This is a genomic window from Nocardia sp. NPDC058705, assembly GCF_042749305.1.
Taxonomy (GTDB): domain Bacteria; phylum Actinomycetota; class Actinomycetes; order Mycobacteriales; family Mycobacteriaceae; genus Nocardia.
Genome location: NZ_JBHYRN010000015.1, coordinates 57,499 through 69,036, shown reverse-complemented (window position 1 = coordinate 69,036; position 11,538 = coordinate 57,499). Strand labels below are relative to the sequence as shown.

At 66.5% G+C, this 11,538-nt stretch carries 10 protein-coding genes; 2 read left to right on the top strand and 8 right to left on the bottom strand.

Annotated features, from left to right (window positions below; translation table 11 throughout):
* Nucleotides 1-6: 6 nt before the first annotated feature.
* From pheS to ACFW6D_RS18600, 3 genes are all read right to left on the bottom strand, one after another.
* Complete coding sequence (gene pheS, locus ACFW6D_RS18610) at nt 7-1,110, bottom strand: phenylalanine--tRNA ligase subunit alpha (RefSeq protein ID WP_379329673.1); 1,104 nt, start codon at nt 1,108-1,110, stop codon at nt 7-9.
* A 73-nt stretch (nt 1,111-1,183) separates the two neighbouring features.
* Nucleotides 1,184-1,777: a Uma2 family endonuclease gene (locus tag ACFW6D_RS18605; protein WP_379329671.1), complete on the bottom strand. Its 594-nt coding sequence runs from the start codon at nt 1,775-1,777 to the stop codon at nt 1,184-1,186.
* 924 nt (nt 1,778-2,701) lie between these two features.
* The gene (locus ACFW6D_RS18600) at nt 2,702-4,120 is read right to left on the bottom strand and encodes a DHA2 family efflux MFS transporter permease subunit (protein WP_379329669.1); all 1,419 of its coding nucleotides are present in this window, start codon (nt 4,118-4,120) and stop codon (nt 2,702-2,704) included.
* A 101-nt stretch (nt 4,121-4,221) separates the two neighbouring features.
* Here ACFW6D_RS18600 and ACFW6D_RS18595 point away from each other — a divergent pair, with 101 nt between their 5' ends.
* Nucleotides 4,222-4,791, top strand: a complete 570-nt coding sequence (locus ACFW6D_RS18595; RefSeq protein ID WP_379329667.1) for a TetR/AcrR family transcriptional regulator — start codon at nt 4,222-4,224, stop codon at nt 4,789-4,791.
* A gap of 31 nt (nt 4,792-4,822) precedes the next feature.
* Here ACFW6D_RS18595 and ACFW6D_RS18590 read toward each other — a convergent pair whose 3' ends face one another.
* The 4 genes from ACFW6D_RS18590 to infC all read right to left on the bottom strand — a co-directional run bounded on the left by ACFW6D_RS18590 (nt 4,823) and on the right by infC (nt 7,115).
* Nucleotides 4,823-5,620: a TrmH family RNA methyltransferase gene (locus ACFW6D_RS18590; protein WP_379329665.1), complete on the bottom strand. Its 798-nt coding sequence runs from the start codon at nt 5,618-5,620 to the stop codon at nt 4,823-4,825.
* A gap of 35 nt (nt 5,621-5,655) precedes the next feature.
* Nucleotides 5,656-6,042, bottom strand: coding sequence for a 50S ribosomal protein L20 (rplT, locus tag ACFW6D_RS18585; RefSeq protein WP_019046423.1), 387 nt, complete (start codon nt 6,040-6,042; stop codon nt 5,656-5,658).
* Nucleotides 6,043-6,155: 113 nt separating this feature from the next.
* Entirely contained in the window at nt 6,156-6,353 is a 198-nt protein-coding gene (rpmI, locus tag ACFW6D_RS18580; protein WP_056824456.1) for a 50S ribosomal protein L35, read from the bottom strand.
* Nucleotides 6,354-6,383: 30 nt separating this feature from the next.
* The gene (infC, locus tag ACFW6D_RS18575) at nt 6,384-7,115 is read right to left on the bottom strand and encodes a translation initiation factor IF-3 (protein ID WP_379235425.1); all 732 of its coding nucleotides are present in this window, start codon (nt 7,113-7,115) and stop codon (nt 6,384-6,386) included.
* A gap of 334 nt (nt 7,116-7,449) precedes the next feature.
* Between infC and ACFW6D_RS18570 the strand changes: the two genes are divergently transcribed.
* Nucleotides 7,450-7,791: a DUF1844 domain-containing protein gene (locus ACFW6D_RS18570; protein WP_379329663.1), complete on the top strand. Its 342-nt coding sequence runs from the start codon at nt 7,450-7,452 to the stop codon at nt 7,789-7,791.
* Between the two features lie 468 nt (nt 7,792-8,259).
* Here the strand turns inward: ACFW6D_RS18570 and uvrA are convergent, their stop codons facing one another.
* Nucleotides 8,260-11,235, bottom strand: coding sequence for an excinuclease ABC subunit UvrA (gene uvrA / locus ACFW6D_RS18565; RefSeq protein ID WP_379329661.1), 2,976 nt, complete (start codon nt 11,233-11,235; stop codon nt 8,260-8,262).
* Nucleotides 11,236-11,538 lie beyond the last annotated feature (303 nt).

Sequence of the window (11,538 nt, the reverse complement as noted above, 5' to 3'; positions counted from 1 at the left end):
TCTCTCTTAAGACCGGATACCGAAGGGCAGGGTGAACCGCACGTCACCCTCGACGATGTCGCGCATATCGGGGATGGTGGTCTGGAACTGCAGGGTGCGCTCCATACCCATGCCGAACGCGAACCCGGAATACACCTCGGGGTCGATGCCGCTGGCGATGAGGACCTTCGGGTTGACCATGCCGCAGCCACCCCACTCGATCCAGCCCGCGCCGCCCTTCTTGTTCGGGAACCACACGTCGACCTCGGCCGACGGTTCGGTGAAGGGGAAGTAGTTGGGGCGCATGCGAGTTCGCGTCTCGGGGCCGAACATGGCGCGCGCGAACGCGTCCAGGGTGCCGCGCAGGTGGGCCATTGTGAGACCCTTGTCGATCGCCAGACCCTCCACCTGGGAGAACACCGGGGTGTGAGTGGCGTCGAGCTCGTCGGTGCGGAAGGTGCGGCCGGGGCACGCGATGTAGATCGGCACCTCGCGCGAGAGCATGGAGCGCACCTGCACCGGGGAGGTGTGGGTGCGCAGCACCTGGCGCGAACCCTCCGGGGCGATGTGGAAGGTGTCCTGCATGGTGCGTGCGGGGTGGTCGGGCAGGAAGTTCAGCGCGTCGAAGTTGAAGTGCTCGGTCTCGACCTCGGGACCCTCGGCGACCTCCCAGCCCATGCCGACGAAGAAGTCGGCGATCTGCTCGGAGATGACGGTGATGGGGTGCCGGGCGCCGACCGGCTGACGACGAGCGGGCAGCGTGACGTCGATCTTCTCGGAGACCAGCACGGCCTGGTCGCGCTCTTCCAGGAGCGCGGCACGGCGTGCCTCGAACGCATCGGAGACCCGCTTGCGCGCGACGTTGACCCGCTTACCGGCCTCGGCCTTCTCCTCCTTGGGCACACTGCCCAGCCCACGCTGCGCGAGCGCGATCGGCGACTTGCCGCCGATGTAGTCGGTCTTGGCGACCGCCAGCGCATCCAGGTCGCCCGCCGCCGCGAACGCCTTCTCGGCCTCGGCCGCCGCTGCTGCGAGCGCCTCCTCGCTCAGCAAGGCGCTGTGCTCGACTCCACTGGCGCTGTGCTCGACTCCACTGGCGCTCTGCTCGACTCCACTGTTGTCGTCGGCCACGATTGTTCGACTCTCCCCTGGGGATCGGTTCGCGGGCGCGTCATTGCCATCCCGCATCGGTGCTGGGTAAATCCTATGGGATGCGGCTGACACGATTCATCCGGATTACTCGCGAGGGGATCAGCGCTGGTGGGCGGGGTCTCCATGTGGACCGACCAGTCCAGGTCAGGGAGGTGATCGACGGGCTTCGTCGTGGTCCGGCGTCCGTGGGCAGTTCGTCCGCAGTGGCGGGGCGACTACCGGTGGTCGATGACGAGGAGAGCGCGTACGCCGCCGCCGCGTACCAGCCGTTCTTGCCGTTGATCTGAGCCGCCCGCTCCGACTTGGAGATCACCTCGACGGCGAGTTCGACGTCGAGCGGGTCGGCGAGCCAGTCGTCGGCGGTGTCCCAGGTGTCCGGAAGGATGACCAGGTCGGGGGTGCAGTAGTCGTCGGAATCATCCGGCATCGCGATCGAGGTGACCTCGTACGCGGCCGGCCCATCCGGCATCGACGCCGCCAACTGCTGACGCAATCGGCGGAGAGAACCCGCGTGTTTCCCACGCCGGGGCGGTGACATCACGAGCGCTCCGCCCAGAATCTCTACGCGCAGACCCGTCGCGCGGTCGATCTCCTCGGCGACCTCACGGAGATTGCCGGGTCGAGGATGCATCGCTGGAAGCGGCATATGCCTCGCTCCGTTCGTGCGGACTGCCGTGGTCAACGATACCGCGACCTTGTCAATCCAGGGATCGGCTGCCCCGGACCGGCGACGTGGCACCGCCTCGATCCCGGCCCGATACACCCGGCAGGTAACTCGTGTGCACCCTACCGCGACGGTCCAGCCCGCCGTTGTGCCCGAAATCGCCTGGTTCTCAGGGGAATCGGAAAGGTTTTCGGGATCGAGGGAACCGAATGGGGTTGGGGTGCGTCCAAATGAGCAAATACACCGGCGTGTTCGACTCGAGAACAGGATGACTCGATGGCTGAACAGACTTGCGATCCGGCGTCGCCGCAGGGGCGGCGTGGTCGGGTTACCGCTGCGGGGAGCGGACTTGCGTTGTGTGGGTTCGGGATTCGGCCGGTGGGGCGGCGGCCGTTCGTTCGGGCGGTGGGGTTGTGCGCGCAGCGGCCTGAGCAGCAGGCAACGCCGGAGCCGGGGCAGCATCCAGACAGTGTCGGATGACGGGGGTCGGCGGTACCGACCGGATGTTTGTTCGGTTCCAGGCGGGGCTGCCCAATCGAACGGTCGATTTCCCGGTGTGTTCGGATTGGTGAACGGGTTGTGGGCGGCGGGATGTTTGAGTGCCGAGGAGGTGCGGTTTCGGCGGATCGGAAATGATTGGTTCAGTGAGCATTTGACGAATCCGGGCGACGTGGATCCGCGGGTGTACGACCGTGAATTGCATCCGGGTGCGGCCTCATGGTTCAAGGCAGATGCGGTGACGATGATCGAGCGGGTCGCGGGATATCTCGCGATTCTCGATGCGCACGGGGTCGCGTGGGAGCGGCTGGAATCGACGGCGCCCGGGGAAGTCATCTATGACGATGCCGAGCAGGTGGTTGTCGTGCCGTTCGGCGACAACCACCTGCTCCGAGAACGGGCCGGCGACTATTCCGCGGGACGGTTGCGACCGGGAAGGAACGCTGCCACCACCGCCGCGCAGGCGACCAACGCGGCGCCCACCCACACCGCGGGAACCAGGCCGTCGACGTAAGCCTGGGGATCGGTGTAGGAGCCGTAGGAGGCGAAGACTGAGGCCAGGACGGCGATACCCATGGCGACGCCCACCTCGCGGACCGTGCTGCTGATGCCCGAAGCCATGCCCTGGTCTGCGGGGGAAGCGCTGGCCATGACGATGGTCGAAGAGGGCGCGAAGGTGAGGCCCATGCCGACGCCGCCGAGGATGAACGGGGCGACAAACGCGACGTAGGGGACGTCGGCAGTGGTGATCATCGCCATCCAGGCCAACGAGATCGCCAGGCAGAGCTGGCCGAGCGCGATCAGCGTTCGGGCGCCGACACGGTCGACGATCAGACCGGCCAAGGGGGCGGCGACCATCGGAACCAGCGTCCACGGCAACGTGCGGATGCCGGATTCCAGCGGCGTATATCCCTGGACGACCTGGAAGAACTGGGCGAGCAGGAAGATCGAGCCGAAGACGCCGGACGAGAAGCCGAAGGACACGATGAAGCTCAGGCTCAGCCCGCGAGACCGGAACAGGCGCAGCGGGAGCATCGGGTCGACGACGTGGTTTTCCCAGGCGACGAACGCGACCAGCAGAGCGGTGCCACCGATGAGGGCGGTGAGCACCTGCGGGGCAGTCCAGCCGTCTTCGGCGCCGTGGATGACACCCCAGACCAGCGCGAGCACCCCACCGGCCGAGAGCAGCACCCCGAGGTAGTCGAGTTTCCTTGCGATGCCCCGTGATTCGGACAGCATGCGGGCGGCGAACGGCAGCGCCAGCAGGCCGATGGGGACATTGAGCCAGAAGATCCACTGCCAGTTCAGACCGTCGACCACCGCGCCACCGACCACCGGACCGAGCGCGACACCCAGGCCGGCGATGCCACCCCAGATCCCGATCGCGGCACTGCGCATCTTCGCGGGAACCGCGGCGGCGAGCAGGGTGAGCGACAGCGGCATCACGGCCGCACCACCGACGCCCTGCACCGCGCGGGCCGCGATCAGCTGCCACGGTTCGGTGGCCAGCGCGCAGGCCGCGGAGGCGACGACGAACAGGCCGATCCCGGCGAGGAACACGCGGCGACGACCGATCCGGTCGCCCAGCGCCGACGCCGAGAGCAGGAGCGCGGCGAAGGACAGCGTGTAGGCGTTGATGAACCACTGCAGGTCCGAAAGTGACGCTCCTAGTTCGGCTTTGATCACCGGTAGCGCGTTCGTGACCACGAGATTGTCCAGCGTCACCATGAACATCGGGATGCCGACGGCGGCGATGACAGCACCCAGCGGCTTGTTCTTCACGCCGGGGATCGGCGGTGTTTCGGCGGATTCGAGTGTTTGCGTCATGCCCAGCCCTAAGTTGTTATTGACTGATAACTACTCCGTCCATGGTTATGCATCGACTGATAACATGTCAAGAGGCGATCGATCGAGGAGGTAGAGACCGCGTGACGAGAACCCGGATGACCGCGTCCGAACGCAGCGCGCAAGTGCTCGAAGCGGCGATCCGCGCGTTTTCCGAATCCGGTTACGCCGCAACGAAAACCGATGAGATCGCCCGGCTCGCGGGGGTCTCGCAGCCCTATGTGATCCGGCTGTTCGGCACCAAGCAGCAGCTGTTCATCGCCTGTCTGCTCGAGGTCTGCGCCCGCATCGAAGAGGTGTTCCGCGGCGCGGAGATCGCCCCCGGCGCCGATGCCGAGCAGGGGCTGCACGCCCTCGGCAAGGGCTTCGAGGTCTTCCTGGCCGAACGCGAACTCCCCCTGGTTCTGCTGCACGGCGTCGCCGCCAGCGCGGATCCGATCATCGGCGACCACATGCGCGAGCGATTCGGCCGCATGTACCAGCTGATCGGCGAACTCACCGGCGCCGACACCGCGCAATCCCGCCACTTCGTCGCCACCGGCATGCTGCTGACGATCATGACCGCGATGCAGGTCGCGGGCAGCAACGCGATCCCACTCCCCTGGGCTACCGAAATCCTCGCCGACCTGCGCACCGCCACCACACCCGACTGATGAACCGGTCGGCGCAGGCCGAGACGACGCACTATTTCGCGTGCTGGACCCGCGCGCTGGCGTAGAGGCAGATAGCCGCTGCCGCAGCGAGATTCAGGCTTTCGGCGCGGCCGTGGATGGGGATGCGGATGCGGTGGTCGGCGCGGGCGGCGACGGCGGGGTCGAGGCCGTGGGCCTCGTTGCCGAAGAGCCAGGCGACGTGGCCGCGGAGGATGTCGTCGGCCTCATCGAGGTCTACTTCGCCGGTGGCGGCGGTCGCGAGGATCGTCACGCCCGCGGCGGAGATCGCGTCGAGGGTCGCGGCGATGTCGCGACTGCGCGCGACCGGGACGTGGAACAGCGAGCCCGCGCTGGCGCGCACGCATTTGCCGTTGTGCGGGTCGACGGTGTCGCCCGCGAGCACCACTCCGTCGGCGCCGACCGCGTCGGCCACCCGGATCAGCGTGCCCGCGTTGCCCGGTTCGGCGATTTCGACGGGGACGGCGAGCATGCGCGGACCGCGGTCGAGGATTTCGCCGAGGGGAACGTCGAGGGTCTCGCACACGGCGACCAGACCCGGTGCCGTCACGGTTTCGCCGAGGTGTTCGGCGGCGCGATCGGTGACCAGGGTGGTACGGATGCCGTCGGCGGTCGCGCCGGCGATCAGCGCGTTATCCCGGCCCGCGGCGGCGAGCGAGTAGAAGATCTCGCGCACGCGGCCGGTCTCCAGCGCGGCGGACACGGCGTTGGCGCCCTCGGCGAGGAAAAGGCCGGACTTGCGGCGCTGGGCCGCGCGCTGGAGCTTGACAGCGGAAACGACCCGCGGATTGCGCTCGGAGAGCGCGTCCACGGGTCGTTCCGACAGATCGCTGTGTGTTGTCAAGCTCAGGCAGCGGTGGCCGGGGCGTTGACGTCGGCAGGCAGCGCGGCCTTGGCGACAGCCACCAGGCCGGCGAAGGCCTCGGCGTCGGAGACTGCGAGCTCGGCGAGGATCTTGCGGTCCACCTCGACACCAGCGGCCTTGAGGCCCTGGATGAAGCGGTTGTAGGTGATGTCGTTCAGACGCGCGGCGGCGTTGATACGAGCAATCCACAGCTTGCGGAAGTCACCCTTGCGCGCCTTGCGGTCACGGTAGGCGTAGGTCAGCGAGTGGAGCTGCTGTTCCTTGGCCTTGCGGTACAGGCGCGAACGCTGGCCCCGGTAGCCCTTGGAGGCCTCGAGGATGGAACGGCGCTTCTTCTGAGCGTTGACGGCTCTTTTGACGCGTGCCACTTTGGTAGTCCTTGATCATCTGGGGGCGCGGCGGCGCCCGAATTCGGTAGTTGTCGGCGTCCGGTTATCCCGGCCGCGTAGTCGTCGGGTTGCGACGGTCTACATGCCTGAGATCAGGCGAGACCGAGCAGCCGCTTCACGCGGGGGACGTCGACGGAAGCGACGGACTCCGTGCCTTCCAGACGACGAGTCCGGCGAGAGGACTTGTGCTCCAGGAGGTGGCGACGGTTCGCCTGCTCGCGAAGCAGCTTGCCCCGGCCGGTCACCTTGAATCGCTTCTTGGCGCCGCTGTGGGTCTTGTTCTTCGGCATGGATTCCTCTATCTAGTCGTTGAAATCGTTTTACTGCGGGTCGGCCGGCGCAGCCTGCTCGGCAGGCGCGGCCTGCTCGACCGGTGCTGCCGTCTCGACCAGCGCGGCCGGTTCGGCACTCGCGGGACCGGTCGGCAGCGGCGCACGTGTCGCCGCGGGAGCCGAGGAGTCCTGCTGGGCCTTCACCCGCGTCTTCGCACCCTTGTGGGGAGCGAGGACCATGGTCATGTTGCGGCCGTCCTGCTTGGCCGAGGTCTCGACGAAGCCGAGTTCGGCCACGTCGGAGCCCAGACGCTGGAGCAACCGGAAGCCGAGTTCGGGACGCGACTGCTCACGACCGCGGAACATGATCGTGACCTTGACCTTGGACCCGGCTTCGAGGAAGCGAACAACGTTGCGCTTCTTGGTCTCGTAGTCGTGGTCGTCGATCTTCGGACGGAGCTTCTGCTCCTTGATCACGGTCTGGACCTGGTTCTTACGGGACTCGCGCGCCTTCTGCGCGGTCTCGTACTTGAACTTGCCGTAGTCCATGATCTTGCAGACCGGCGGACGGGCATCGGGTGCTACCTCGACGAGGTCGAGATCGGCTTCGAGCGCGACGCGTAGTGCATCTTCAACACGCACGATCCCAACCTGTTCGCCGCCGGGTCCGATGAGTCGAACCTCGGGAACACGGATGCGATCGTTGATGCGGGTCTCAGTGCTGATGGGGCCTCCTAGGTCAAGCGGTGTCGTCTTAACGACCGCACGCAATAACTGCAACCCCTGTTTCAACACGAAAGCCCCGCCGCGGATTTCTCCACTACGGGGCCCGATGTCGACCGATCGCCCACAGCCGACGCCCTCGCGGGCACGGTTGTCGACCCCCGCATGCCGAGGCGCGCGGGAAACCCATCACAATGAACGGGTGACCGGGACCGTTTATCCGAACGATTGCTCGCCGGTAACGGTGGGAGTCGGGCTCCACTTATCTGCCCCACGGATGCATGACACATCCAGGGGCGGTCGTCAGCGAAAAGTCTAGCATGGCGTTGGGCTATCACCGAATCGGCCGGGCGCGAGCATCCCGAAACCGGCTCGCTATAGCCTGATCAGCATGACTGACGAGCTCGATCCTCCTGTGCGCGACCTGGCCGACATCCCCGCTGTCGAGGTGATCAGCCGGGCCGCGGTGATGCTGATGAGTTCGGCCGCGGAGAAGCTGGGCCTGGCCGAGGAGACCCCGAATTCGGGTGCGGGCGTCGATCTCGACGAGGCGCGCCGGGTGATCACCGCACTGGCCGGGCTGGTCACCGCGTCGGTGGAATATCTCGGGCCGCACGCCGGACCTATTCGCGAGGGGCTGCAGTCGCTGCAGCGCGCGTTCCGCGAAGCGTCCTCGACCCCCGACGCGCCGGGCATGGGTCCGGGCGAGAAGTACACCGGTCCCGTGCACTGACTCCCCGTTCAGCGAAAAGATCCGCCGACGCGTGTGCGTCGGCGGATCTTTTTTGTGTGCTGCGAACGAACGTCGCGACTACCGACTACGGGGTCGGAGTCGGACCACCGGGGGTGACCGAGACGGCCGAGCCGGAGGAGATCATGTTGGCGAGTGCGGTGAACAGAGCCGCGCTTCCGGTATCCATTACAGGCGTTCCTTTCGAAGTTTCCGGATCAGGCGGTCGGCTTGGTGGGCTCGTAAGCCAACGACGACCCGCCTGACAGGAAACCGAGAATCTGGGCGATGAGCGCCGTGGTGGCTTCATCCATGAGGACGTTCCTTTCGAACTACACGACGATCGAGCCGTCGACAAACCGCTACTACCCGGTGGTCCGGGGACGGTGAGGCGAATGTTACCTACGACTGTTTCACTTCGTGGAGGATTCGGGAAGTCCCGCCCGCGATCTCGAAGGAAAGGTATCCGAATCAGCGCAGCGCGGCCGCCTTTCGCGCCAACCGCTTGGCCGCCGGGGTTTCGGCGGGCGCCTTGTTCGCCGCGGGGGCGGCTTTCTTGGCTGCCTTCTTGGCGGCGGGCTTCTTCGGTGCGGGCGCTGCCAGGACTTCTTTGAGGAACTGGCCGGTGTAGCTGTCCGACACCGCGGCGATGTCCTCGGGGGTGCCGGTGGCGACCACGGTGCCGCCGCCGGAGCCGCCCTCGGGGCCCATGTCGATGACCCAGTCGGCGGTCTTGATGACATCGAGGTTGTGCTCGATGACGATCACCGTGTTGCCCTTGTCGACCAGCCCGTTGATCACCTTGAGCAGCTTGCGGATGTCCTCGAAATGCAGCCCCGTGGTCGGCTCGTCGAGGATGTAGACCGTCCGGCCCACGGATCGCTTCTGCAGCTCGGCGGCCAGTTTCACGCGCTGGGCCTCACCGCCGGACAGCGTCGGGGCGCTCTGCCCGAGCCGCACATAGCCGAGACCGACCTCGACGAGCGTCTTGAGATAACGATGGATCGAGGTGACCGGCTCGAAGAAATCGGCGGCTTCATCGATCGGCATGTCGAGGACTTCGGCGATGGTTTTGCCCTTGTAGTGCACCTCGAGGGTTTCCCGGTTGTAGCGGGCGCCGTGGCAGACCTCGCAGGGGACGTAGACGTCCGGGAGGAAGTTCATCTCGATCTTGAGCGTGCCGTCACCCGAGCAGGCCTCGCAGCGGCCGCCCTTCACGTTGAAGGAGAACCTGCCGGGTTGGTAACCGCGCACCTTGGCCTCGGTGGTGGAGGCGAACAGGGTGCGGATCTTGTCGAAGACGCCGGTGTAGGTGGCCGGGTTCGAGCGCGGAGTGCGACCGATCGGCGACTGGTCGACCTGGACCAGCTTGTCGAGGTTGTCGAGGCCGTTGATCCTGGTGTGCCGACCGGGCACCTGGCGGGCGCCGTTGAGCTTGTTCGCCAGGACGGTGGCCAGGATGTCGTTGACCAGGGTCGACTTGCCCGAACCCGAGACGCCGGTGACCGCGGTGAGCACACCCAGCGGGAACGCCACGTCGACGTTCTGCAGATTGTGTTCGGTGGCGCCGACGACGGTGAGCTTGCGCTTCTTGTCGATCGCGCGGCGCACCAGCGGCAACTCGATCTGCTCGCGGCCGGAAAGGTAAGCGCCGGTGAGGGATTCAGGTTCTTTCAGCAGGTCAGCGTAGGTGCCGCTGTGCACCACGCGACCACCGTGCTCGCCGGCGAGGGGGCCGATGTCGACCACCCAGTCCGAGGCGCGGATGGTGTCCTCGTCGTGCTCGACGACGATCAGGGTGTTGCCCAGCTTCTTCAAGCGCAGCAGTGTCTCGATGAGCCTGCGGTTGTCGCGCTGGTGCAGGCCGATCGACGGCTCGTCGAGGACATAGAGGACACCGACCAGGCCCGAACCGATCTGGGTGGCCAGCCGAATACGTTGGGCCTCACCGCCGGACAGGGTCGCGGCGGCGCGCGAGAGCGTCAGGTATTCCAGGCCGACGTCGAGCAGGAAGCCAAGGCGTGCCTGGATCTCCTTGAGTACCTGACCGGCGATCGCGGTCTCGCGCTCGCCCAGGGTGAGCGAGTTCAGGAAGTGCGCGCAGTCGCCGATGGACAGCTCGCTGACCTCGGCGATCGACTTGTCGGTGCCGTCCGAGGCCAGGGTGACGGCCAGGATCTCCGGGCGCAGCCGGGAGCCGTTGCAGACCGGGCACGCCACATCGCGCATGTACCCGTCGTAGTGCTCTTTCATCTGCTCGGACTCGGTGTTGTCCATGCGCCGCTGCAGGAACGGCATCACGCCTTCGAAATCAGCGTAATAGGAGCGCTTGCGGCCGTAGCGGTTGGTGTAGGACACGTGGACCTGGTCGGAGCTGCCTTCCAGCACCGCCTTGCGGGCCTTCGCGGGCAGCTCGCGCCACGGGGTGTCCATGGAGAAGCCGACCGCCGCGGCCAGGCCCGACAGCAACCGGTTGAAGTACTCGGCGGTCTGCCCGCGCGACCACGGGGCGATGGCGCCGTCGGCCAGGCTCAAGTCCGGGTCGGGCACCACCAGTTCCGGGTCGACTTCCTTGCGGATGCCGAGGCCCGTGCAGTCGGGGCACGCGCCGTAAGGCGAGTTGAAGGAGAACGAGCGGGGCTCGAGGTCTTCGATGTCGAGGGGGTGGCCGTTGGGGCAGGCCAGGCGCTCGGAGAAGCGGCGCTCCCGGTCGTGGGCATGCTCGTCGCGGTCGACGAAATCGAGCACGACGATGCCGTCGGCCAGGCGCAGCGCGGTTTCGATCGAGTCGGTGAGGCGCTGTTTGGAGGCGGCCTTCACCGAGAGACGGTCGACGACCACCTCGACGTCGTGCTTCTCCTGCTTCTTCAGCTTCGGCGGATCGGTGAGCGGATACACCACGCCGTCGACCCGCACGCGCGAGTAACCCTGGGTCTTGAGCTGGTCGAACAGGTCGACGAACTCGCCCTTGCGGGTGCGCACCACCGGCGCGAGCACCTGGAACTTGAGGCCGTCGTCCATGGCGAGCACCTGGTCGACGATCTGCTGCGGGCTCTGCTTCTCGATCAGCTCGTGACACACCGGGCAGTGCGGCGTACCGGCGCGGGCGTAGAGCAGGCGCAGGTAGTCGTAGACCTCGGTGATGGTGCCGACCGTGGACCGCGGGTTGCGGTTGGTCGACTTCTGGTCGATCGACACCGCGGGCGAGAGGCCCTCGATGAAGTCGACATCGGGCTTGTCCATCTGTCCGAGGAACTGTCGCGCGTAGGCCGACAGCGATTCGACGTAGCGGCGCTGCCCCTCGGCGAAGATCGTGTCGAACGCCAAGCTCGACTTCCCTGAACCGGACAGACCGGTGAACACGATCAGGCTGTCGCGCGGCAAATCCAGGTCTACACCTTTCAGGTTGTGTTCCCGAGCTCCGCGCACAGTGAGGCGTTCCGCCACCTGGTGAATCCCTTCTCCATCGTCATCCGCCGACCGGACATATTCCCCCGCTGACAATGCTAGGCGTGGGGTCCGACAGAAATCTTGGAGCGCTGGCGCGCTCGAGTTCGCGGCCCCTTGTGTCCCGCTGTTGCGGCACCGTTGCTTGCTCCTTCGTCGCCTCGCAACGGCGCCGCAACAGCGGGACGGCCGCGAACCGCCGCTGCGCGGCGGACCCTCCTCGTGGTCGGGTCGTTGTAGTCGAGTTTTCGTTCTACGCCCGCGATTTCACGTATGCGGATTATGTTTGACGGCAGGTGGGAA